General features: G+C 74.1%; 20 protein-coding genes. 9 read left to right on the forward strand and 11 right to left on the reverse strand.

Annotated features, from left to right (window positions below):
- The first annotated feature begins 88 nt into the window (after positions 1 to 88).
- Complete coding sequence (lpdA, locus tag AB0E96_RS08005; RefSeq protein ID WP_359820006.1) at positions 89 to 1,495, forward strand: dihydrolipoyl dehydrogenase; 1,407 nt, start codon at positions 89 to 91, stop codon at positions 1,493 to 1,495.
- A 72-nt stretch (positions 1,496 to 1,567) separates the two neighbouring features.
- Here lpdA (AB0E96_RS08005) and lpdA (AB0E96_RS08010) read toward each other — a convergent pair whose 3' ends face one another.
- Together lpdA (AB0E96_RS08010) and AB0E96_RS08015 are read right to left on the reverse strand one after the other, a co-directional pair.
- Positions 1,568 to 2,974, reverse strand: a complete 1,407-nt coding sequence (gene lpdA / locus AB0E96_RS08010; RefSeq protein ID WP_359820006.1) for a dihydrolipoyl dehydrogenase — start codon at positions 2,972 to 2,974, stop codon at positions 1,568 to 1,570.
- A gap of 334 nt (positions 2,975 to 3,308) precedes the next feature.
- Entirely contained in the window at positions 3,309 to 4,943 is a 1,635-nt protein-coding gene (locus AB0E96_RS08015; RefSeq protein WP_359820003.1) for a M28 family peptidase, read from the reverse strand.
- 153 nt (positions 4,944 to 5,096) lie between these two features.
- Here AB0E96_RS08015 and AB0E96_RS08020 point away from each other — a divergent pair, with 153 nt between their 5' ends.
- Positions 5,097 to 5,273, forward strand: coding sequence for an antitoxin (locus AB0E96_RS08020; RefSeq protein ID WP_359820001.1), 177 nt, complete (start codon positions 5,097 to 5,099; stop codon positions 5,271 to 5,273).
- A 115-nt stretch (positions 5,274 to 5,388) separates the two neighbouring features.
- Here AB0E96_RS08020 and AB0E96_RS08025 read toward each other — a convergent pair whose 3' ends face one another.
- Together AB0E96_RS08025 and AB0E96_RS08030 are read right to left on the reverse strand one after the other, a co-directional pair.
- A complete protein-coding gene (locus AB0E96_RS08025) occupies positions 5,389 to 5,637 on the reverse strand; it encodes a hypothetical protein (RefSeq protein ID WP_359819998.1) in 249 nt (82 codons plus the stop codon).
- A gap of 80 nt (positions 5,638 to 5,717) precedes the next feature.
- Positions 5,718 to 7,682, reverse strand: coding sequence for a DUF664 domain-containing protein (locus AB0E96_RS08030; protein ID WP_359819996.1), 1,965 nt, complete (start codon positions 7,680 to 7,682; stop codon positions 5,718 to 5,720).
- Positions 7,683 to 7,801: 119 nt separating this feature from the next.
- On the opposite strand from AB0E96_RS08030, the gene AB0E96_RS08035 reads away from it, so the two are divergent.
- From AB0E96_RS08035 to AB0E96_RS08055, 5 genes are all read left to right on the forward strand, one after another.
- The gene (locus AB0E96_RS08035) at positions 7,802 to 8,392 is read left to right on the forward strand and encodes a PadR family transcriptional regulator (RefSeq protein ID WP_359819994.1); all 591 of its coding nucleotides are present in this window, start codon (positions 7,802 to 7,804) and stop codon (positions 8,390 to 8,392) included.
- A 195-nt stretch (positions 8,393 to 8,587) separates the two neighbouring features.
- Positions 8,588 to 9,451: a class I SAM-dependent methyltransferase gene (locus tag AB0E96_RS08040; protein ID WP_359819991.1), complete on the forward strand. Its 864-nt coding sequence runs from the start codon at positions 8,588 to 8,590 to the stop codon at positions 9,449 to 9,451.
- A 311-nt stretch (positions 9,452 to 9,762) separates the two neighbouring features.
- A complete protein-coding gene (locus AB0E96_RS08045) occupies positions 9,763 to 10,653 on the forward strand; it encodes an isocitrate lyase/PEP mutase family protein (protein ID WP_359819988.1) in 891 nt (296 codons plus the stop codon).
- Positions 10,650 to 10,967: a hypothetical protein gene (locus tag AB0E96_RS08050; RefSeq protein ID WP_359819985.1), complete on the forward strand. Its 318-nt coding sequence runs from the start codon at positions 10,650 to 10,652 to the stop codon at positions 10,965 to 10,967. The genes AB0E96_RS08045 and AB0E96_RS08050 overlap by 4 nt, the downstream gene beginning before the upstream one ends.
- Positions 10,968 to 11,104: 137 nt before the next feature.
- Positions 11,105 to 12,094 (forward strand): bile acid:sodium symporter family protein, encoded by a 990-nt coding sequence (locus AB0E96_RS08055; protein ID WP_359820008.1) that lies wholly within the window; start codon positions 11,105 to 11,107, stop codon positions 12,092 to 12,094.
- Positions 12,095 to 12,288: 194 nt separating this feature from the next.
- Here the strand turns inward: AB0E96_RS08055 and AB0E96_RS08060 are convergent, their stop codons facing one another.
- The 6 genes from AB0E96_RS08060 to AB0E96_RS08085 all read right to left on the reverse strand — a co-directional run bounded on the left by AB0E96_RS08060 (position 12,289) and on the right by AB0E96_RS08085 (position 18,153).
- Entirely contained in the window at positions 12,289 to 12,963 is a 675-nt protein-coding gene (locus AB0E96_RS08060) for a DUF402 domain-containing protein (protein WP_359819983.1), read from the reverse strand.
- Positions 12,960 to 13,802: a hypothetical protein gene (locus AB0E96_RS08065; RefSeq protein ID WP_359819982.1), complete on the reverse strand. Its 843-nt coding sequence runs from the start codon at positions 13,800 to 13,802 to the stop codon at positions 12,960 to 12,962. The genes AB0E96_RS08060 and AB0E96_RS08065 overlap by 4 nt, the downstream gene beginning before the upstream one ends.
- Positions 13,799 to 15,646 (reverse strand): GMC family oxidoreductase, encoded by a 1,848-nt coding sequence (locus AB0E96_RS08070; protein ID WP_359819980.1) that lies wholly within the window; start codon positions 15,644 to 15,646, stop codon positions 13,799 to 13,801. The genes AB0E96_RS08065 and AB0E96_RS08070 overlap by 4 nt, the downstream gene beginning before the upstream one ends.
- A complete protein-coding gene (locus AB0E96_RS08075; protein WP_359819978.1) occupies positions 15,643 to 16,095 on the reverse strand; it encodes a hypothetical protein in 453 nt (150 codons plus the stop codon). Before AB0E96_RS08075 ends, AB0E96_RS08070 begins: the two co-directional genes overlap by 4 nt.
- A 229-nt stretch (positions 16,096 to 16,324) precedes the next feature.
- Positions 16,325 to 17,392: a TIGR03617 family F420-dependent LLM class oxidoreductase gene (locus AB0E96_RS08080; protein WP_359819975.1), complete on the reverse strand. Its 1,068-nt coding sequence runs from the start codon at positions 17,390 to 17,392 to the stop codon at positions 16,325 to 16,327.
- 77 nt (positions 17,393 to 17,469) lie between these two features.
- A complete protein-coding gene (locus AB0E96_RS08085) occupies positions 17,470 to 18,153 on the reverse strand; it encodes a TetR family transcriptional regulator C-terminal domain-containing protein (protein ID WP_359819973.1) in 684 nt (227 codons plus the stop codon).
- A gap of 110 nt (positions 18,154 to 18,263) precedes the next feature.
- Here AB0E96_RS08085 and AB0E96_RS08090 point away from each other — a divergent pair, with 110 nt between their 5' ends.
- On the forward strand, positions 18,264 to 19,793 hold the full coding sequence (locus AB0E96_RS08090; protein ID WP_359819972.1) for a carboxylesterase family protein: 1,530 nt from the start codon (positions 18,264 to 18,266) through the stop codon (positions 19,791 to 19,793).
- 51 nt (positions 19,794 to 19,844) lie between these two features.
- Here the strand turns inward: AB0E96_RS08090 and AB0E96_RS08095 are convergent, their stop codons facing one another.
- Positions 19,845 to 20,525: a type 1 glutamine amidotransferase domain-containing protein gene (locus AB0E96_RS08095; RefSeq protein ID WP_359819969.1), complete on the reverse strand. Its 681-nt coding sequence runs from the start codon at positions 20,523 to 20,525 to the stop codon at positions 19,845 to 19,847.
- Between the two features lie 189 nt (positions 20,526 to 20,714).
- Between AB0E96_RS08095 and AB0E96_RS08100 the strand changes: the two genes are divergently transcribed.
- On the forward strand, positions 20,715 to 21,626 hold the full coding sequence (locus AB0E96_RS08100) for a LysR family transcriptional regulator (RefSeq protein WP_359819966.1): 912 nt from the start codon (positions 20,715 to 20,717) through the stop codon (positions 21,624 to 21,626).
- The last annotated feature ends 28 nt before the right edge of the window (positions 21,627 to 21,654 follow it).

Raw genomic sequence — 21,654 nt, forward strand, 5'->3', positions numbered from 1 at the left:
GCCGGGACCCGATGGGTGCGCCGAGCCCGGTCCTGACACCATGGGACCGAGATCACGACACGGTGACATCCTCGGAGGAGTCAGCAACATGAGCACGCACTACGACGTCGTCGTCCTCGGCGCGGGCCCCGGCGGCTACACCGCCGCCGTCCGCTCGGCCCAGCTGGGCCTGAAGGTCGCGGTCATCGAGGCCAAGTACTGGGGCGGCGTCTGCCTCAACGTCGGCTGCATCCCCTCCAAGGCCCTGCTGCGCAACGCCGAGCTCGCCCACATCTTCACCAAGGAGGCCAAGACCTTCGGCATCAAGGTCGAGGGCCAGGTGACCTTCGACTTCGGCGAGGCCTTCCGGCGCAGCCGCTCGGTGGCCGACGGCCGGGTCAAGGGCGTCCACTACCTGATGAAGAAGAACGGCATCACCGAGTACGACGGCTGGGGCACCTTCGTCGACGACCACACCCTCCAGGTCGCGCTCAGCGGCGGCGGCTTCGACGTCGTCACCTTCGACCACTGCGTCATCGCGGCCGGCGCCACCACCCGACTGCTGCCCGGCACCAGCCTGAGCGACCGCGTGGTCACCTACGAGGAGCAGATCCTCACCGAGCAGCTGCCGGAGAGCATCATCATCGCGGGCGCCGGCGCGATCGGCGTCGAGTTCGCCTACGTGCTGCACAACTACGGCGTGAAGGTCACCATCGTCGAGTTCCTGGACCGCGTGGTGCCGCTGGAGGACGTCGAGGTCTCCACCGAACTCGCCAAGCAGTACCGCAAGCTGGGCATCGAGGTGCTGACCTCCACCCGGGTCGAGTCGATCGACGACAGCGACCCGAACGCCAAGGTCCGGGTCACCGTCACCAAGGACGGGCAGCAGCAGGTGCTGGAGGCCGACAAGGTGCTCCAGGCGATCGGCTTCGCGCCGCGGGTCAACGGCTACGGCCTGGAGAACACCGGGGTCAAGCTCACCGACCGCAACGCCATCGCGGTGGACGGCCGCGGCCGCACCAGCGTCGAGCACATCTTCGCGATCGGCGACGTGACCGCCAAGCTGATGCTGGCGCACGCCGCCGAGGCGATGGCCGTGATCGCCGCCGAGACCATCGGCGGGGCGGAGACCATGGAGGTCGACTTCGCCATGATCCCGCGCGCCACCTACTGCCAGCCGCAGATCGCCTCCTTCGGCTACACCGAGGCCCAGGCCCGCGAGCTCGGCCACGACGTGAAGGTGGCCAAGTTCCCGTTCACCGCCAACGGCAAGGCGCACGGCCTGGGCCACCCGATCGGCTTCGTCAAGGTGATCAGCGACAACCGGCACGGTGAGCTGCTCGGCGCCCACCTGATCGGCCCCGAGGTCACCGAGCTGCTGCCGGAGCTGACGCTGGCCCAGCAGTGGGACCTGACCGTCCACGAGGTCGCCCGCAACGTGCACGCCCACCCGACCCTGGGCGAGGCGGTCAAGGAGGCCATCCACGGCCTCGCCGGTCACATGATCAACATGTGACGCACCGTCCCGGACGCGCCGCGCCCCGCCGAGCGGCCGCTCGGCGGGGCGCGGCGCGTCCGGGACGGTGCGTCACATGTTGATCATGTGACCGGCGAGGCCGTGGATGGCCTCCTTGACCGCCTCGCCCAGGGTCGGGTGGGCGTGCACGTTGCGGGCGACCTCGTGGACGGTCAGGTCCCACTGCTGGGCCAGCGTCAGCTCCGGCAGCAGCTCGGTGACCTCGGGGCCGATCAGGTGGGCGCCGAGCAGCTCACCGTGCCGGTTGTCGCTGATCACCTTGACGAAGCCGATCGGGTGGCCCAGGCCGTGCGCCTTGCCGTTGGCGGTGAACGGGAACTTGGCCACCTTCACGTCGTGGCCGAGCTCGCGGGCCTGGGCCTCGGTGTAGCCGAAGGAGGCGATCTGCGGCTGGCAGTAGGTGGCGCGCGGGATCATGGCGAAGTCGACCTCCATGGTCTCCGCCCCGCCGATGGTCTCGGCGGCGATCACGGCCATCGCCTCGGCGGCGTGCGCCAGCATCAGCTTGGCGGTCACGTCGCCGATCGCGAAGATGTGCTCGACGCTGGTGCGGCCGCGGCCGTCCACCGCGATGGCGTTGCGGTCGGTGAGCTTGACCCCGGTGTTCTCCAGGCCGTAGCCGTTGACCCGCGGCGCGAAGCCGATCGCCTGGAGCACCTTGTCGGCCTCCAGCACCTGCTGCTGCCCGTCCTTGGTGACGGTGACCCGGACCTTGGCGTTCGGGTCGCTGTCGTCGATCGACTCGACCCGGGTGGAGGTCAGCACCTCGATGCCCAGCTTGCGGTACTGCTTGGCGAGTTCGGTGGAGACCTCGACGTCCTCCAGCGGCACCACGCGGTCCAGGAACTCGACGATGGTGACCTTCACGCCGTAGTTGTGCAGCACGTAGGCGAACTCGACGCCGATCGCGCCGGCGCCCGCGATGATGATGCTCTCCGGCAGCTGCTCGGTGAGGATCTGCTCCTCGTAGGTGACCACGCGGTCGCTCAGGCTGGTGCCGGGCAGCAGTCGGGTGGTGGCGCCGGCCGCGATGACGCAGTGGTCGAAGGTGACGACGTCGAAGCCGCCGCCGCTGAGCGCGACCTGGAGGGTGTGGTCGTCGACGAAGGTGCCCCAGCCGTCGTACTCGGTGATGCCGTTCTTCTTCATCAGGTAGTGGACGCCCTTGACCCGGCCGTCGGCCACCGAGCGGCTGCGCCGGAAGGCCTCGCCGAAGTCGAAGGTCACCTGGCCCTCGACCTTGATGCCGAAGGTCTTGGCCTCCTTGGTGAAGATGTGGGCGAGCTCGGCGTTGCGCAGCAGGGCCTTGGAGGGGATGCAGCCGACGTTGAGGCAGACGCCGCCCCAGTACTTGGCCTCGATGACCGCGACCTTCAGGCCCAGCTGGGCCGAGCGGACGGCGGCGGTGTAGCCGCCGGGGCCCGCGCCGAGGACGACGACGTCGTAGTGCGTGCTCATGTTGCTGACTCCTCCGAGGATGTCACCGTGTCGTGATCTCGGTCCCATGGTGTCAGGACCGGGCTCGGCGCACCCATCGGGTCCCGGCGGATGCGCTCCGCGCGGCACCGTACCGGCCCGCGGCCGGATTGTCAGCGGCCTCCGCCACGGTGACGGCACCCGGCGCCACCAGGGGCGATGGCGGGGGAGGTCTCGGATGGAGCAGTGCCGGACGGGGCGGTCGCGTGCGGCGGTCGAGCGGACGGCGGGGCGGCCTACGGCAGGGCGGGGCGGTGTACGGCGGGGCGGCCGGGTGGGCCCGCCGGCCGGGAGCAGCGGCGGGCCCACCCGGGCGTCAGGCCGTCACCGGGTGGGAGCGGTCACCGCCGGTGCCGTTCGGGCCGCTGGTCCCGCTCGGGCCTCCGGCGGCCTTCGCGGCCGGGCGCTGGGCCGGGACGGGCTTGTGGAGCGAGGAGAGGTCCCAGGCATAGGTGCCGACGGCGTTCGCGATCACGTCGATGTTGACGTCGAAGGCGCCCATGTCGATGTTGCCCAGGTTGTCGCAGGCCTTGTGGTAGCACGCGTCGTAGGCGACACCGGCCGTTCCGCCGTAACGAGCCTCCTGCTCGGGGGACTTGACCTTCTCGGCGCCGGTGTCGGTGCCGCCGGCCGGAATGCCCGCGTCGATGAACGGACCGTAGTCGGAGCGGCCGTCGAAGGCCGTCGGGTCGTGCGGCAGGCCCCGGCCGTCCAGGTAGCCGTTGATGTCCCGCTCCAGCTGCGCCGAGCCCTCGGGGCCCGCGTCGCCGCCGGCACTGCCGGAGCCGTTGTAGACGAACTGCGCGTAGTTGGGGGAAGCGATCATGTCGAAGTTGAGGTAGAGGCCGATCTTCTTCTTCTCCGCGTCGGAGAGGGAGTTCACGTACGCCTCGGCGCCCTTGAGTCCGAACTCCTCGGCCGACCACCAGGCGAACCGCACCTTGTTCTTCACCGGGTGGACGCCGAGGTTCCTGGCGACCTCCAGGACTCCGGCCGTGCCGGAGCCGTTGTCGTTGATGCCCGGCCCCTCGGGGACGGAGTCGAGGTGCGCACCGACCATCACGGTGTTGTTCGGGTCCCCGCCACGGGTCTCGGCGATGACGTTCCAGGTCTTGCGCTGCTCCATGAAGGTGCGGATGTCCAGGGTCACCCGGACGGGCCCGGCGGCGGCCTCGGCGGCCAGGGCCTCGCCCGCGGCCGCGGTGATCCCCCCGGTCGGGATCCTTCCGGCCGTCGGCTCGGTGAGCGTCCCGTTGAGGGTGCCCTCGGTGTTGTTGTAGACGATCGCCCCGACCGCGCCCGCGGCGGCCGCCGCGGCCTGCTTCTCGGCGAAGGAGCACCCGCCGCGCCGGATCAGGGCGATCCTGCCGGTGAAGGCGCCCGCCGGGTAGTCGGCGGGGGTGCAGCCGGTGGTGGCGGTCACCGGCGCGACCGCCAGGTCCGCGGTCAGGCCCGCCTCCGGGCCGCTCACCGAGTACGTCATGGCGATCACCGGGACCGACTCGGCCTTCGGGGAGACCACGTCGAGGTGCTCGGAGCGGGCCTCGAAGAAGGTGTACACGAAGTCCTGCCGGGACACCTTGAGCCCGGCCCGTCGCGCCTGGTCGTAGACGTACTGCGCGGACTGGTCGTGTCCCTTCGAACCGGCCGCCCTGGTGCCGCCGTTGCGGTCCGCGATCAGCTGGAGCGCGGCCAGCGTGGCCCGGGCGTCCCGGGCATCGCTCGCCCCGACCAGCCGGGCGGCGAGCTTGGCCCCCTTGCGCGCCGGGTCCGGGTCGGCCGAGGCGCTGCCGGCGCCGGCCAGCAGCAGCGGGGCGACCAGGGCCGCGACGGTCAGGGCGGCGCCCGCGCCACGCCGGGTGACGGCGGTTCGCGGGCGTCCTGGGGAGGTGGCGCGGTCGCGGGGGGTGGAACGGTCGAGCGGGGCGATGGGGCGGCGGGTGCGCGGCATCGAGGCGATTCCTTCCGACGGGCCGTGAGGGTCATGATTTGACATGACCGGAATCCCGTTGCCAAGCCTTTACGCACACCTTGCGGGATGCGGATCGCCGCGCGCGCGACGATATTGGAGTGGTGGGGGCGTCTCATCCAGGAGTGTGACCAGATGTCCATGATGGATAAGCTCAAGAACCTGCTGAAGGGCCACGAGGACCAGGCCGACAAGGCCGTCGACAAGGCGGGCGACGCCGTCGACCAGCGCACCCAGGGCAAGTACAGCGGGCAGGTCGACGCCGCCCAGGAGCAGCTGAAGAACCGGTTCCGCGACCAGCCGCCCCAGTAGGAGCGGCTGCGCTCCACAGCTCGGCTCCGTGGCTCGGCTCCGTGGCTCGTCACCGGCGCCGCCCCGTCGGCCCGCACCCCGGTCCGATCGTCCGGACGGACGATCGGACCGGGGTTCAGCCTTGCCGGTGTGCGGGGTCCGCGGTCACGGTCGGGCCGGTGTCGCCGTCGTCGTCGCTGCGGCCGTTCGCGTGGTCGTCCCCGCCCGGGCCTTGGAGCCCGGCCGCGTCCCGGGAATCGGCCGCGTCCCGGTCGGCGGCCGCGCCACAGTTCTCGCAGGACCCCGGGCCGGGCCGCTCGCGCAGTCGCCCGCACTCCGGGCACACCCGGTCCAGCCAACAGGCCGACTCGCCGCCTTCGTCCATGTGGTCGATTCTGCCCGGGGCGGGCCCGTCCGCGCGACCCTCGCGGGCACGGACGCCGGCGGGCGGTCGTGCCCGCGCCGTCAGACCCCGGTGACGCCGTCGATGTTCTCCCGGATCAGGTCGGCGTGGCCGTTGTGGCGGGCGTACTCCTCGATCAGGTGGATCAGGATCCAGCGCAGCGAGACGGTGTCCGCGCCGAGCACCGACGCGGCGTGCGCGGGGAGCGGGCCGACCGCCTCCAGCGGCTCGTCCGCGATGAGCTCACGGCCCCGGTCGACCTCCGCCCTCCAGGCCGCCAGCGCCTCGGCCATCCCGCGCTCCGGATCCAGCCCGAAGCCGTCGGCGTTGTCCGCGCCGTGGACACGCGGCGCCTCACGGCCGGCGAACACCCTCTGGTGCCAGTTGCGTTCGACCTCGGTGAGGTGCTGCACCAGGCCCAGCAGGGTCATCGTGGACGGCGGAACGGCCGCCAGCCGCACCTGCCGGTCGTCGAGGCCGTCGACCTTCCGGACGAGTGTGGCCCGCTGGAAGTCCAACCAGGCCTCCAGCATGGCGCGTTCAGCGGCGTGCGGGGGCGGGATCGGCCGCCCGTCCGGAGAGAATGCCATGGTTCCCACTCTGGCACACGTCCCCGCCCGTCGTGCGTGAACGCCGGGGCCGCGCGAAGGCGGCGAGCAGCGCGAGCTGCACGGCCGCGCCCACCGCCGGACCGAGCCACACCCCGACACTCCCAGCGGCCCCGACAGCGTTGCCGAGGCGGCGAGTTGGGCCCCGAGGCCGAGCAGCACGGAGACCACCGACCGGGAGCCGGCGCCCGCCGCCTGGTGCACGCCGCCGAGGGCCACCACCAGTGCGTACGGCACCAGGTGGAGCGCCGAGGCGCGCAGGAAGCCGGCGGACTGGGCGGCCACCGCCCGGTCCTCGGTGAGGAGTGCGCTCAGCGGTCCGGCGAGCGTCACGGACAGGGTCGCCGCCACCGAACCGAGCAGCGCGGCGAGGCGCCCGGTGGCACGGTGCAGGGCCCGCAGTGCGGCGCCCTCCCCCGCGCCGGCCAGGCGGGCGGCCTCGATGGCGGCGGCCTGGCGCAGGGCGTAGAAGGCCATGGTGACGACGAGCAGTACGCGGTAGCCGAGGCCGTATCCGGCCACGGCCGCGACGCCGAAGCCCGCGACCAGGCCGAGTTGGGCGGTTCCGACGGCCATCCGGGCTGTGAAGTCCAGGCCGAACGGTGCGCCCGCGCGCAGGATCCGTACCGCCGCCGCGCCGACGCCCCCGGTTCCGTCGGCGTCGCGCGGCTGCGGTCCGGACTGCGCGCCCGGCTTCGGTCCCGGCTGGGAGCCCGGCTGCGGTCCCGTCCGCGGCCCCGACTCCGGTCCCGCGAGCGGCCCGGCCGGTCGGCGCGGCCCGCACCGCAGTCGCAGGGTGACGCCGAGGGCGATCGACCGGGAGAGGGCCAGGGCGAGCGCCGCACCCGGCACGCCGAGGGCGGGCAGCGGACCGGCACCGAGGATGAGCAGCGGATCGAGGAGCAGGAGCAGCGCGTTGGAGAGCAGGGCGATCCGCATCGGGGTGCGGGTGTCGCCCGCGCCCTTGAACAGTTCGTCGGCGACGCGTTGGCCGAAGAAGAGCGCGAAGGCCGGGAACGCGACGGTGAAGTACTCGGCGGCGTGCGCGGCGGCCTCGCCGTCCAGGAAGGCGCCGGCCAGCCGGTCGCGCAGCAGGAAGCCGGGGACGGCGAGCACGGTACTGCCCGCGACGCAGAGCCGCACGGCCGCGCGGGCGGTACGGGCGGCCTCGGCCCGGTCGCCGGCGCCGAGGGCACGGGAGATCCCGACGCTGGTCCCGGAGGCGACCACCAGCACCAGCCCGAGCAGCAGGTTCTCGACGGTGCCCGCCAGGGTGACGGCGGCGACGGCGGCGCCGCCGAGACCGGCCACCCAGAGGGCGCCGATCACCGAGGCGATCACCCCGGAGAGCAGTTCCGCGTAGACGGGCACCGCCAGTGACACGAGCCGGCCCGACCGTCCACGCACCTGTCCGCGCATGTCTCCTCTTCTCGCCTCGATTCGAGTTACCGCGAATAGAGATACATCGTTTCGAGGCACATCGATAAGAGGTAACATGGCCGCTCCACAGGGCGCACTCCGACCGAAGGGCTCCAGCCGTGTTGACGCTCGCGATCCTCGGCTTCCTGTACGACCAGCCGCTGCACGGCTACGAGCTCAAGGCCCGGATCACCGGGCTGACCGGCCACGTCCGACCGGTCAGCGACGGCGCGCTCTACCCCGCCATCGCCCGACTGGAGAAGGCCGGGCTGCTCCACCGCCGCACGGAACCCGGCAGCGGCGCCGCACCGCGGCAGACGCTGGAGCTGACGGCCGAGGGCCGGGCCGAACTGCTGCGCCGGCTGGCCGACCCGGAACAGGCCGAGATCACCGACCAGATCCGCTTCTTCACCGTCACCACCTTCCTGCACCACCTCGCCGACCCGTCACGGCAGGCCGCCGTCCTCCGCCGCCGGCTGGACTTCCTGGACGCGCCGAGCAGCTTCTTCTACGACGGAGCGGGGCGGCCGGTGACCACCGAGAGCGAACCGAACCCGTTCCGGCGTGGGATGCTGCTCGTCGCCCGGGCCTCGACGGCGGCCGAGCGGGCCTGGCTGACCGGAACCATCGCGGAGCTCGAACGCCCGGGCGGCGCGGGCTCCTCGGGAACCCCCGGCGCGGAGGCGGAACCGCCGCCCTCGGAACGCTAGACCGACCAGGCGGATCGAGAGCGGAAACGAAGGCGCACACCCCTGCCGAACGGCAGAGCGAAGAAGCGGATTCATGCCGTTCCGCACCTGGTTCCCCACGGGACCGACGTCGCTATGATGATCCGCCTCACGTCCTCGGCAGTCCCCCTCCGACGTGATCCGCCACCGCGCCCCGCCGTCCCCCTGGAGGCCGCCGTGCCCACTTCCGAGACCGCAGCCCCAACCGCGCCGCTGAAGCGGGACGACATTCCCGGCTGGTTCTTCAGTCTCGACCGGGCCGCCTTCAGCCAACTGCTGTCCGCCCAGACCGCGGCCGGCGTCACCGGCGACATCCTGGAGCTCGGCAGCTACCTCGGGCGCAGCGCCGTCCTGCTCGGCGACCACCTGCGGGAGGGCGAGCGACTGACGGTCTGCGACCTGTTCGACTCCGAGGCGGGCGACGCCGACAACGCCGCCGAGATGAACATGTCCTACCGCAGGACCCTCACCCGCAGCGCCTTCGAGGCCAACTACCTCGCCTTCCACGGCGAGCTGCCCGAGATAGTGCAGGCCCCCACCTCGGTGCTGGCCGACGGCCGCATCCGCCCGGGGAGCTGCCGCTTCGTCCACGTCGACGCCTCCCACCTCTACGAACACGTCGCCGGGGACATCGCCGTGGCCCGCACCGCGCTCGCCGAGGACGGCCTGGTCGCCCTGGACGACTACCGCTCGGAACACACTCCGGGCGTCTCCGCCGCGGTCTGGGAGGCGGTCTTCACCAAAGGGCTGCGGCCCGTCCTGCTCACCCCGATGAAGTTCTACGGCACCTGGGGCGACGCGGCGGCGGCCCAGGCGGTCCTGCGGGAGCGCGACTGGTCGGCCGAGGGGTACACCGTCGACGAGGACACCATCGCCGGCGCCCGGGTGATGCGCCTCAACTACCAGGTGAAGGCCCCGGTCCGCTCCACCTCGCGCCGGCTGGCCCTGGAGCTGCTGCCCCCGGTCGCCACCAAGGCCACCCGCCGGATGCTGCGGACGCTGCGCGAACGCCGCGCCGCCCCGCCGGTCCCCAACGTCTGACGCCGCCACCGGCGCCCCCGCCCGCTCCCGGACCTTCGCCGGGGCCCGTCCCTCACCGGACGGGCCCCGGCGTCGTGTTCGCCCGTTCACGCCCGTTCGCGCCGGCCCCGGGCGGCATGTCCCGCAGCGTCCTTATTTATCGGATCACCCGCTTTTCCGCATTTCCTATTGTCTTCGCCACTTCACTCTAACGAGGGAATCTCGCTTAAAGATTTGCCCACAGAACGTTAAAGGGCGCATAGTGATGACACCTCAGTTCGGTCTGGTGAACACCAAGTTCAGGCAAAGTCATCCCCAGCGAGGAGAAGACCTTGTTCCACGGAAACACGGCATTGAACAACCCCGGGCGGCGGCTGCGCGCGGAGATCGCGAGCCCGGGAACGACGCCGCTGATCGGCGTCTACGACATGTACTCGGCGTCCATCGCGGCCGAGCACTACGACGGCATGTTCGTCTCCGGCTTCGGCTTCGCCGCCTCCTACTACGGGCTGCCCGACATCGGCTTCATCGCCTGGCCCGACATGGTGAACTTCGTCGAACGACTGCGCGGGGCCTTCCCCCGGCACCACCTGCTCGTCGACATCGACGACGGCTACGTCGATCCGGAGGTGGCCTGCCACGTCGTGCGCCGGCTCGAACGGATCGGTGCGTCCGGGGTGATCCTCGAGGACCAGAAGCGGCCGCGCCGCTGCGGGCACGCCGAGGGCAAGCTGGTGCTGCCGCTGGAGGAGTACCTGGAGAAGCTGGAGCTCGTCCTCGCCAACCGGACGGACTTGGTGGTGGTCGCCCGCACCGACGCCACCGAGGAGGACGACATCCTGCGCCGGGCCCGGGCGCTCGCCGCCACGGACGCCGACGTGGTGCTGGTCGACGGTGTGCGCAGCGAGGACTGGATCCGCCGGATCCGCCGGGTGGTCGGTGACGACAAGCCGCTGCTGTTCAACCAGATCGCGGGGGGCAAGTCGCCCCGGTTGTCGCTCTCGGAGCTGTCGGAGCTGGGGGTGGACGTGGCCATCTACAGCACGCCCTGCCTGTTCGCCGCGCACCGGGCGGTGGACGAGGCGCTGATCGGGCTGAAGAACGCCGACGGACGGCTGCCGGCCCCGGCCGTGGGGCGTGAACAGGTCGGGGTGCGGGAGTCCACCGAGCTGCTGGAGCGGAACATCGCGCGTTCCAGCGGGCTGATGGCGGTGACGGCGTGAACCCCGGGCTGAACGGCCCCGCCCCTCCCCCGGCGGCCACCGTTCTGCGGGCCACCGCGCTGGGGCTCGCCGGCGCGTGCGCTCTGATCGCCGGGGCCGCGACGCCCGCGGCGGCCGGGGGCTCCCTGATCACCGTCGTGGACAACTCCCACGCCGACTCCTGGCTGGAGGTCGACCGCACGGCGAACCTCCAGAACGGCAGCGGCTCGGCGGGTAGCGATCACGACGGCGCCGGCTCGCTGGTCGGTGGGCTGCTCGGGCCGGGTTCCTCCTCCGGGCCCTCCCTTCGCCCGGCGACGGGAGGCGGCCCGTGACGGACCGCCTGGCGCGCCCGGAGCAGCCACCAGGGCTCCGGGCGCTCGGGGGAGGCGCACGCGGGGGCCGGGCGCGGACGTGGCGCGGTTCCGGCTCGCACGCCCGCAGACGGCTGCCCCGCTGGCTGGACCCGTACATGGCGGCGCTGGCCGGGACGGTCGGGCTGGCCGCGCTGTTCCCGGCCTCAGGTGCCTCGGCGCGCGTCGCCGGGGCGGCCTGCGACCTCGCGGTGGCGCTGCTGTTCTTCCTCTACGGCGCCCGGCTGTCCACCCGCGAGACGCTGGCCGGGCTGCGCCACCTGCGGCTGCACGGGCTGGTGCTGGCAGCCACCTTCGTCCTCTTCCCGCTGCTCGGCGTGGCCACCGCACTGCTCACTCCGGTCCCGCTGACCGGGCCGTTGCAGACCGGGGTGCTGTTCCTCTGTCTGGTGCCCTCGACGGTGCAGTCCTCGGTGGCGCTCGCCGGCGCCGCCGGGGGCGACGTCCCGGCGGCGATCTGCGCGGGCACCTACTCCAGCCTGGCGGGCCTGGTGCTGACGCCGCTGCTGGCGGCCTGGCTGCTGGGTTCGCACACCGAGCTGTCCGCCGACGGGCTGCTGCGGATCGGGGTGCAGCTGCTCGCGCCGTTCCTGCTCGGGCAGTTGCTGCGGCCGTGGCTCGGGGGTCCGCTGTCCCGGCACAAACGGGTCCTCGCCCCGGTGGACCGCGGGTCGATCCTGCTGGTCGTCTACACCGCGTTCAGTGCGGCGGTGTCCCAGGGCATCTGGGGCCTGGCGACCCCGCTCGCCCTGCTCGGACTGCTCGCGGTGCTGCTCGCCCTGCTCGCCGCCGCCCTGGCGGCCACCGGGCTCGGCGCGCGGCTGGCGGGGCTCGACCGGCCGGGCACCATCGCGGCGGTGCTGTGCGGTTCGCAGAAGAGCCTGGCCAGCGGTCTGCCGATGGCCACCGTCCTGTTCGGGACGCAAGCCGGGCTGATGGTGCTGCCGCTGATGCTCTACCACCAGCTCCAGCTGATCGTCGGCACCGTCCTCGCCGGCCGCTGGTCGCGGGCGCCCACCGCCCGCGCCACCGCGGACCCGGCACCGCCCGCGATCACCGGTCCGGCCGCTCCGCCGTCGGCCGGCTGATCCCCTGCGCCATGCCCGGTCGGCGGGCCGGCCGGGCATGGCGCAGGGGCCGAAGCCCGTTCGGCCGGCCGCCGATCGCTCCCCGCCGTCGTGCAGGTGCCCGAGCGGGTGCCCGAGCGCCTCGCCGGCCTGGCCGGCCATGGCCCCGGTACCGTCCATGTCGGGGCGCGGCCCTGGCGGGCGGGGGCCCTCACTCAGCCGCCTTCGGCGGGGGTGCTGAGGGTGGCGGTCGGGAGAGTGGGCAACGGGCCGGCCGGCGGCACCGTCCAGGCGGCCGGATCCGGGGCGAACGGGCCGAGGCGGTCGAGGAGTTGGGCGAGGGCGAGGCTCCGGGCCCGGTCCATCCACCGGTGGGTGGCCTCGTCGACGACACCGAGCCGCCGCGCGTGGGCGTACTCGTCCTCGTCCTTCCATTGGTACGCCGACAGATCGGGGGTGATCACGAGGTCCAGGAAGAGGTCGAGGGTGTCGATGCCGATGGCCGTCCGACGGTACGGGCGCTCGAAGTTGACGTACCAGCGCAGCGGGCGGCCGTCGGGCGTCAGGAAGCGGTGCACGCTGAACGGCGCTCCGGCGGTGAAGCGGCTGAGCACCACCGTGTCGCGCCAGGTCCAGTGGTCGAGTTCCCACCGGCCGGTGGCGAGGTCCTCGATGCAGCCGAGGCGTCCGGCGTCGTCGTCGGCGCGCGTGGCGGCGGTCCAGCGGGCCGGGGCCAGGGTCTCCGTGCCCGGGCGGACGGTGAGGGTCAGGGTGGCGCCGTCGTCCGCGAGCACGGCGCAGGGCGTGGCCGACCAGACCCTGCCCCGCGCGACGTCCCGCCGCACGGCGGTGCCGCCCGGGGCGAAGACGGGAGCAGCCGGGGCCGTCATCGGATGTAGTAGGCCCGGTTGTGGGCGGCGACCGGCGGGGACTGGTACGTCCAGACCCCGACGGCCGGGGCGTCGGCAATCAGGTGGGCCAGGTCGCGGGCGGACTCCTCGGCGGGGTTGCCGAGGTCGAGCCGGACGCGGTCGGCGGTGCGGTCGTCCAGGGCGTAGTAGCGGTAGGGCTGGTAGACGTTGAGCGGTCCGGCCAGCAGCTTGCCCTCGTCGTCGGTGCCGTAGCCGGTGATCGGGGTGTTGTTGACGGCCTCAGGGGTGAGGCCGGCCAGATCCACGTCCAGGGCGAGGAGTTCCTCGTCGTGGCGGCTCAGCCCGTCCGGCCCGAGGGTGGCCCGGCGGCAGGAGACCGACCAGCGTTCGCGGACCTCGGGCGCGTTGAGCGAGGGCAGGGTGGTCTCGAACCAGCCCGGGTGCTTGGGCTCGGCGTAGAGCAGGCGGCCGGCGTCGATGGCGAGCGGGTTGTCGCAGAGCACGTGCAGCCGGGCGATGCCGAGCAGCTTGGTCTGGTCGTAACCCCGGGCGTACTGGCCGTAGCTGACCGCCGGGATCCGCTCCTCGGCGAAGATCGGATGGGCGATCAGATTGATCTCCAGCTCCTGGGTGATGCCACCGCCGTTCGGATACTGGGCGAAGTAGAGCTGGTAGTTGAGCGAGACGCAGGCGCCGCCGTCGAAGGCCGCGGCGTTCAGGCCGGGGTGGCGCTTGGCGAGCAGTTCGCGCGCCCGCGCACGGTCGACCAGGTAGTCGACTCCGATGTTGTGCAGCGCACCGTAGTGGAAGGGCAGGTGGTACGGCTCCGGTACGGGCGGGAGCGGCAGGCCGGTCATGGGGACTCCGAGGACGTGGGCGAGGGAGACGGTGCGGGCGAGGACGCGGACGAGGGGGCGGACGAGGGGGCGGCGGCGGGCGAGGGCGGGCCGGGGCGGCGGGGCACCGCCGGGCGGTGCAGCTCCAGCAGGTCGCGGTGCATCCGCTCGGCGCTGCGCAGCGCGAGGGCGGCCATGGTGAGGGAGGGGTTGGAGGTCCCGAGGGAGGGCATCGAGCCGCAGCCGACGGCGTACAGGTTGGGGTGGTCCCAGCACCGCTGCCAGTGGTCGACCACCGAGTTCGCGGGCGAGTCGCCCATGACGTGGGTGCCGCCGGCGTGGCCCGCGCCCCGGTAGCCGTGGACGGTTCCCCGGTGTTCGATCCGGCCCGGCCATCCGGCCGCCGGGTAGGCGGTGTGGTCCTCCGCGCCGAGCAGCGCGAACAGCTGGTCGGAGACGGCCCGGGCGGAGGCCATCCCCTCGCGGATGTACTCCGAGAGGTCGTACTGGACGGCCGGGCCGGGCAGGCCGAGCGGGTCGCGCCGGTCCCGGTCGAGGGTGACCCGGTTGGCCGGGTCGGCGGGCTGCTCCAGTTCGAACTGGAGCGAGAACTGACGGCCCAGCCGGTCACCGAGCAGCTCGCGGAGCTCCTTTCCCCGTAAGCCCGCCGCGAGCAGCGCCGCCGCCTCGGCCTCCGGCGCGCCACCCGCCCAGGACCAGCCCCAGTTGCCGATCTCGATCCGGAACGGCGCCCGGTGCTCGCGCCCGGGGCCGAAGCGGAACGCCTCCAGCCCACTGGTGGACCCGGGCCCGCGGTAGGGGCCGACCGGGCGGGGCATCAGTCCCCAGGTGAGCAGGGCCGGGTGGTCCATCAGGTTCCTGCCGACCTGGTCGCTGCGGTTGGCCAGGCCGGAGAGGAGCAGCAGCCGGGCGTTCTCGATCGCGTGGGCGGCGAGGACGACCAGGTCCGCTGTCACCCGGTGGGTCGTACCGCCCGCGTGGTACTCGACTTCCCTGGCGCGCCCGGTCTCCGGGTCGGCAGACACCCGGCTGACGACGGCCTCGGTGCGCAGTTCGACCCCGGCGGCCCAGCGGGCCTGGGTGCGCAGCGGGGTGTACTTGGCCCCGCTCGGGCAGGCCGGGACGCAGCCGGAGCTGCCCGCGCAGAGCGGTCCGTCGGCGGACCCGGGCGTGGTCGGTACGCCGTTGCGGGCGTGCGGGGTGGTCGTGACGGCGAGCCGGGCCGGAGCGGGGAGGGCCGGGTCGCGGGCGGTCCGTCCGTCGAGGGCTCGGGCCAGCTGCCGGTCGAGGTAGCTGGCGGGGACGGCCCGCATCGGGAAGTCGTAGCCCTCCGGGATGGGCAGTCCGACGGCACGGCGCTGTTCCTCGGCGTCGGCGGCGACGCCGAGTTCCCGTTCGGCCTCGCGGTAGTGGGGTTCCAGGTCGTGGTAGCCGATCGGCCAGTTGCGGCCGTGGCCGAGGTCGCCGGTGCGGAAGTCCTCGGGGTGCATCCGCGGGGTGAGCCCGGTCCAGAGCAGTCCGGTGCCGCCGTTGGCTCGCAGGTAGCCGCTGGCGTAGGGCAGCGGCCCGTACTGGCGCAGGTGCCCGGTGGCGGTGAACCCGCCGTCCGGGTTCCCGGTCAGGTCGGTGACGTCGGGTGAGGGCGCCTCGGGGTTGTGGGGGTAGGGCGAGGTGGGCGGTCCGCCGCCGGCCGCGCGGTGGGCGGTGGAGGCCTCGGCGCCGGTGGGTGCGGCCCGTCCGGCCTCCAGGACGAGGACCCGCCAGCCCTGCGCGCCCAGGCGGTGGGCGACCAGGGTCCCGGCGAAGCCCGCGCCGACCACGACGGCGTCCCAGTGGGCGCTCACCGGCCCTCGCCTCCGGGCGCCGCGCTGCGACGGGGCACCCCGGGCTCGCTCCGCCGGTCGGCCCGGCCCGGTTCCTCCGCCCCTCGGGGTGTCGCGGCCCAGCTGCCGTGCCCGGGGGCGGCGGAGCCGGGCGGGGCGGCGTGGAAGGTCCGCCAGACCAGTCCCTGGTCGTGGGCGCGGGCGGAGGAGGGCGCCTCGCCGGGCCAGGCGCCGACGTACCAGAGGTGGACCAGGGCGTGCTCGTCGCGCACCCGGTGGGCCAGGGTGGTGCGGTGGTGCTCGTCCGCCATGCCGGTGGAGCGCAGCTCGGGGACGTCGAAGCCGGTGAGTTCGGCGCAGACGCGCAGGAACTCGTCCAGGTCGGCCAGGGCGTCGACGTAGGTGTTGGCGACGGGGTCCCAGCGCTCGGCCAGGTCATGGTCGACCGGGCGGTCGTCGGACACGGACACGCGGGCACCCCCACGATCGGAGACGGGTGGCCGAGGCATGACAGGCCGTACGGCGCGACGGACCGCACGGCAGGACAGGCCCCGCAGGGTGGCGGGCCCGGGGCGCCGGTCCGCACCGGACGCCCCTGCCTGCCACCGCGATCCTGCCGCCCGCCCTCACCACCGGAAACGCGTTGCCCGAATCTGCCCGGACTTCGTCGCCCGTTGCCCGGTCGGCCGTCCGTCCCGATCAGTCGGCGTCCGCTTCCGGTCGGCCCAGTGCCCGCACCGCCGCCAGCACGTCCAGGCCCAGCTCCGGGTCGGCGTCCTCGGGCAGGCTGACGGACAGCCGGGTGACCAGGCCCGCGTACCGGCGGTGGATCTCCCCGGCGACCTCCTCGACCGACCCGCAGACCGCGAAGGCGTCGAACACCTCGTCGTCGATCAGCGCGGCCATCTCCGCCCACCGCCCGCGCACCGAGTGGGTATGCAGCTCCTCCTGGAGCCCCTCCCAGCCGTGCTGCGCCAGCACCGGGCGGTAGGCCGGCGTGGAGGCGTAGAAGGCGAGCCGCTCGCGGGTGGCGGCCCGGTTGGCGGCCAGTTCCTCCTCGGTACGGCCGGTGGCCGTGAGCACGTTGCCGACGATCTCGAACGGCCGCGCCGTCCACGCGGCGCCCTCCGCCTCGGCCCGGCCGCGCTCCTCGGTCAGTCCGGGCAGCACCTGCTCGGCCAGGTAGGCGGTGGAGGAGAACGGATGGCTCAGGAAGCCGTCGGCAACCGCCCCCGCGGTCCTGGTCATCAGCGGTCCGACGCCCGCCAGCAGGACCCGCGGCACCCCGGACGGGACCGGGTCCGGCGAGAACACCGGCGTCATCACGGTGTGGGTGTAGAACTCGCCGCGGAAGCGCAGCCGTTCGCCGGTCTGCCAGCTGTGCCAGATCGCCCGCACCGCGTGCACGTACTCGCGCATCCGGGCGGCCGGGCGGTCCCAGGGCATTCCGAAGCGCTTCTCGATGTGCGGCTTGACCTGCGATCCCAGCCCGATGACGGCCCGTCCGCCGGAGGCCGCGTGCAGCCCCCAGGCCTGGTAGGCGAGGGTCATCGGGGTCCTGGCGAAGGCCACCGCGATGCCGGTGGCCAGCTCGATCGACTCCGTCCGGTCGGCCGCGCGGGCGAGCTGGAGGAACGGGTCGTACGCGGTCTCGGCGACCACCAGCCGGTCCATGCCCCGGCGTTCGGCCTGCTCGGCGGCGTCCAGGATGCCCGCCGGGTGTCCGGAGGCGGTGGCGTCGAGGCGGAGGGCGGCGGGTCGGTCCATGGCGGTGCTCCTGGTCGCGGGCGGCGGTGCTACCCGGGTAGCCTGCCACGCCCCGGCCCGCCTCCCGCCTCCCGCCTTCAGTGCCCCGCCTCCTCCGACGCCTCGCCGACCGCTGCCGGTCCCGCCGTCGCCTCACCCGCCGGCGCCGTCCCCTCCGCGCCGCCCGGCGCCGCGAACAGCCGCTCCAGGTGCAGGTCGACGGCGGCGAGCACGGCGGCCGGTCCGACCACGCCCAGTTCGAGCAGCGTGCTGAACCCGGTGAGCGCGAGCAGCAGGTCCGTCTCCACCGCAGGGTCGCGGTCGGCCGGCAGGTGTCCGTCGGCGGCCGCCTGCCGGAGCAGCCGCTCGACCGTCGCCCGCCCCTCGATCAGGCCGCCGCGCGCCCGTGCGTGGACCTCCTCGTCGTGCAGCGCCTCCAGCACGTAGGCGGCACTCATCCGGCTGGTGGCCCGCGCGTCGGCGTGCAGGGGCAGCAGTTCGAGCAGCATCACCCGCAGCACGTCCCGCGGGTGCGGCCGCTCGCCGAGGGCCGCCAGCTCCCGGCCGACCCGCAGCGCGCTCTGCTCGGCGGAGAAGTCCATCGCGAAGGAGAGCATCTGCGCCCGGGAGCCGAAGTAGTGCTGGAGCTGCCCGAGCGAGATGCCGGCCTCCTGCGCGACCTCGCGCATCGTCAGGTGCGTGGCGCCGCGCTGCGCCACGACCCGCCACAGCGCCCTGGCGATCGTCTCGCGGCGTTCCCGGTGGTCGACCTGCTTCGGCATCCGCGCCAGCTCCTCCGACTCGCTCCGCACCCGGCGGACTCTTTTCCATACGCTTGACATAATACAGCCGACCTATAACGTGGTGGGCATTCCGAGGGAGGAGCGTCCACATGTCGGAGCAGCCCGTCGTCCGCACCACCGAAGGACTCGTCCGCGGCCGCTGGGAGCCGCGGCGCGCACCGGAACGCCACCCGGAGCCTCAGGACGACCGGGAACTCGCCGTCTTCCGCGGCATCCGCTACGCCCGGCCGCCCGTCGGGGCCCTCCGCTTCGCCGCCCCCGCCGAGCCCGAGCCCTGGGACGGCGTCCGCGAGGCCACCGCCTTCGGCCCCGTCGTCCCCCAGTCCGGTCCGCTGCCGGCCGAGTCCGCCGGGGCGTCCGAGGCCACCGACTGGCTGACGCTCAACGTCTGCACCCCCGACCCGGGCGCGGGCGGGCTGCCGGTCCTGGTCTGGATCCACGGCGGCGGGTTCATCTCCGGGACCGCCGGCGACCCGCTCTACGACCCGACCGTCCTGGCCTCCGCCGGGCTGGTCGTGGTGAGCGTCAACTACCGCGTGGGCGCCGAGGGCTTCGCCCTGCTGGAGGGCGCCCCGGCCAACCGGGCCTTCCTCGACCAGGTCGCCGCCCTGCGGTGGGTGGCCCGCAACATCGCCCGGTTCGGCGGGGACCCGGACCTGGTGACGGTCGCCGGGCAGTCCGCCGGCGCGGGCTCGGTCGCCGCCCTGCTGACGATGGACCGGGCCCGCGGCCTGTTCCGACGGGCCGTCGCCCACAGCGTGCCGGGCAACCACTGCACCCCGGCCCTGGCCGCCGAGGTCACCGCCGAGCTCGCGAAGCTGCTCGGTACGGCCCCCACCGCCGCCGCGCTGGCCGAGGTGCACCCCTGGCGGCTGGCCTCGGCGGTCACCGAACTGGGCGCCGCCCTGCCCGCCCGGGCGGCCCGCTGGGGCCGGCTGGCGCAGGGCGGCATCGCCACCGTCCCGGTGGTCGACGGCGAGGTCCTGCCGGGCTCGCCCTGGTCGGCCCTCACCGAGGGCGTCGACCTGCTGGTCGGCCACACCCGGGACGAGTTCCGGCTGTTCGCCGTCCTCAGCGGCCGGCACGGCGCCTTCACCGAGGAGGAGGCGCGGCGCACCCTGGAGTTCTTCGCCCCGCACCCGGGCGGCCCGGAGGCCTACCGGTCCGCCTTCCCGGGGGCGACCCCCTCCGAACTCCTGGAGGCCGTCCAGTCGGACGCCCTGTTCCGGGTGCCGTCCCTGCGGCTGGCCGAGGCCAACACGGCCGCCGGCGGCACCTCGCACCTCTTCGAGCTCGCCCTGCCCGCACCCGCGCTCGGCGGCGTCCTCGGCGCCTGCCACGGCCTGGACGTGCCGCTCGCGTTCGGCACCCTGGACGCCCCGCTGGCGCGGCAGTCCCTCGGCGACACGCCCCCGCCGGAGGCGGTCCGGGTCTCCGAGGAGCTGCGGCGGGCCTGGGTCCGGTTCGCCACGACGGGTGACCCGGGCTGGCCCGCCTTCGATCCGGACGGCCTGCTCACCCGGGTCCTGGACGCCCGCTCGCAGACCGTCCGCTACCCGGAGCAGAACGCCCGGCGGATCTGGGCCGGGCATCCGCTGACCGCCTACGACCTGCGCTGACGGCGGGCACCGGCCGGAAGCACCCGCCCCCGGCCGGCCCCCGTCCGGCCGCTACGCCGCCGACCCGTCCAGCAGCTTCAGCAGCCCGGCGGCCACCAGCCCCGAGGAGGCCGGGTTCTGGCCGGTCACCAGGTTGCGGTCGACCACCACGTGCGGCGCCCAGGGCTCGCCCTCCTCGAAGTCCACGCCGATCTCGACCAGCCGGTCCTGGAGCAGCCACGGCGCCCGGTCGGCCAGGCCGGCCTGGGCCTCCTCGGCGTTGGTGAAGCCGGTCGCCCGGTACCCGGCGAAGGGCGAGCCGCTGCTCTCGGCCCGCGCGGCGAGCAGCGCGGCCGGGCCGTGGCAGACCACGCCGAGCGGGCGACCGGAGGCGAGCGCCCGGGTGAGCAGCCGCCCGGAGTCGGGGTCGACCGCCAGGTCCTCCATCGGGCCGTGGCCGCCGGGGTAGAACACGGCGTCGTAGTCGGCCTGGTCGACCTCGGCCAGCACCAGCGGCTGCCGGAACTCGGCGATCTTCGCCAGCTCCTCGGCCATCGCCGGGTCGGTCAGGCTGGCCCCGTCGGCGACCGGGACGACGCCGGCCGGGGTGGCGGCGGTGACCCGGTGGCCGGCCTCGGTGAAGGCCCGGTACGGGACGACCGCCTCCTCCGCCCAGAAGCCGGTCGGGTGCGCGGTGCCGTCGTTCAGGGTCCAGAACTTCGCACCGGTCAGGACGAACAGGATGTCGGCCATGGGGTGTGCCTCCAGGGGTGCCGCGGTCCTCGCCGCGACGGTCCGCCGCGGCGCTCACACCGCCGACGCTAGACGCGCCGGACCCGCGGGAACCAATGGGCCACGCGATGCGAGGCATCGGGATTCCGATGCCTCACCCGGATCGTCGAGCCCGCCGCCCGGCCGCCGGGGTCCCGTACGCTGACGGGCATGAGCGATCGGCCGGTCACCGGCTCCGGCCCGCTGGACCTCAACCAGTTGCGGACCTTCCTCGCCGTGCACCGGGCCGGCTCCTTCACCGCGGCCGCGCACCTGCTGGGCCTGTCCCAGTCCACGGTGACCGCGCAGATCCGGGCGCTGGAGCAGCGGCTCGGCCGGGAGCTGTTCGAACGCCGGGCGCGCGGGGTCAGCCCGCTGCCGTACGCCGACGACCTCGCGGGCCGCCTGGCCGTGCCGCTGGACCAGCTCGCGGACCTGGCCGACGGGCGCGGCGGCGGAGCGCCGGAGCCGGTGCACCTGGCCGGGCCGGCCGAGTTCCTCGGCACCGTCCTGCTCGCGGAGCTGGCCCCGCTGGTCGCGGAGGGCGTCCGGCTGCGGGTGACCAGTGGACTGACCGACCCGCTGCTGGCGGAACTGCGGGCGGGCCGGCACGACCTGGTGGTCGCCACCCGGCGGCCGCCCGGCCGGACGCTGCTCGCCGAACCACTGGCCGACGAGGAGTTCGTGCTGGTCGCCGCCCCGGTCTGGGCCGACCGGCTGGCCGGGCGCGAGCTGCCCGCCGCGCTGACCGAGGTCCCGCTGCTCAGCTATGCCGAGGACCTGCCGATCGCCCGCCGCTACTGGCGCCACGTCTTCGACCGGCGGCTGCACGCCCGGGCGGCGGTCACCGTGCCGGACCTGCGGGCGGTCCTCGCGGCGGTGACCGCGGGCGCGGGCTGGAGCGTGCTGCCCGGCTACCTGTGCCGGGGCGAACTCGCCTCCGGAGCCCTGCGGTTGCTGCACGAGCCCGCCGATCCGCCGATCAACACCGCCTACCTGGTGCGGCGCCCGGCCGGGTCGGCCAACCCGCACGTGGCCCTGGTCCGCGAACGCCTGCTGGCCGCGGCCCGCGCCTTGGGCTGACCGGCCCGCGCGTCGGGCCGGCCGGAGC

Origin of the sequence: Kitasatospora sp. NPDC036755, assembly GCF_040636595.1 — a bacterium.
Taxonomy (GTDB): domain Bacteria; phylum Actinomycetota; class Actinomycetes; order Streptomycetales; family Streptomycetaceae; genus Kitasatospora.

What these genes read in the sequence shown, in the direction of transcription:
- lpdA (WP_359820006.1), top strand. Translation starts at nt 89, where the DNA reads ATGAGCACGCACTACGACGTCGTCGTCCTCGGCGCGGGCCCCGGCGGC.
- lpdA (WP_359820006.1), bottom strand. Translation starts at nt 2,974, where the DNA reads ATGAGCACGCACTACGACGTCGTCGTCCTCGGCGCGGGCCCCGGCGGC.
- AB0E96_RS08015 (WP_359820003.1), bottom strand. Translation starts at nt 4,943, where the DNA reads ATGCCGCGCACCCGCCGCCCCATCGCCCCGCTCGACCGTTCCACCCCC.
- AB0E96_RS08020 (WP_359820001.1), top strand. Translation starts at nt 5,097, where the DNA reads ATGTCCATGATGGATAAGCTCAAGAACCTGCTGAAGGGCCACGAGGAC.
- AB0E96_RS08025 (WP_359819998.1), bottom strand. Translation starts at nt 5,637, where the DNA reads ATGGACGAAGGCGGCGAGTCGGCCTGTTGGCTGGACCGGGTGTGCCCG.
- AB0E96_RS08030 (WP_359819996.1), bottom strand. Translation starts at nt 7,682, where the DNA reads ATGCGCGGACAGGTGCGTGGACGGTCGGGCCGGCTCGTGTCACTGGCG.
- AB0E96_RS08055 (WP_359820008.1), top strand. Translation starts at nt 11,105, where the DNA reads ATGGCGGCGCTGGCCGGGACGGTCGGGCTGGCCGCGCTGTTCCCGGCC.
- AB0E96_RS08060 (WP_359819983.1), bottom strand. Translation starts at nt 12,963, where the DNA reads ATGACGGCCCCGGCTGCTCCCGTCTTCGCCCCGGGCGGCACCGCCGTG.
- AB0E96_RS08065 (WP_359819982.1), bottom strand. Translation starts at nt 13,802, where the DNA reads ATGACCGGCCTGCCGCTCCCGCCCGTACCGGAGCCGTACCACCTGCCC.
- AB0E96_RS08080 (WP_359819975.1), bottom strand. Translation starts at nt 17,392, where the DNA reads ATGGACCGACCCGCCGCCCTCCGCCTCGACGCCACCGCCTCCGGACAC.
- AB0E96_RS08085 (WP_359819973.1), bottom strand. Translation starts at nt 18,153, where the DNA reads ATGCCGAAGCAGGTCGACCACCGGGAACGCCGCGAGACGATCGCCAGG.
- AB0E96_RS08090 (WP_359819972.1), top strand. Translation starts at nt 18,264, where the DNA reads ATGTCGGAGCAGCCCGTCGTCCGCACCACCGAAGGACTCGTCCGCGGC.
- AB0E96_RS08095 (WP_359819969.1), bottom strand. Translation starts at nt 20,525, where the DNA reads ATGGCCGACATCCTGTTCGTCCTGACCGGTGCGAAGTTCTGGACCCTG.
- AB0E96_RS08100 (WP_359819966.1), top strand. Translation starts at nt 20,715, where the DNA reads ATGAGCGATCGGCCGGTCACCGGCTCCGGCCCGCTGGACCTCAACCAG.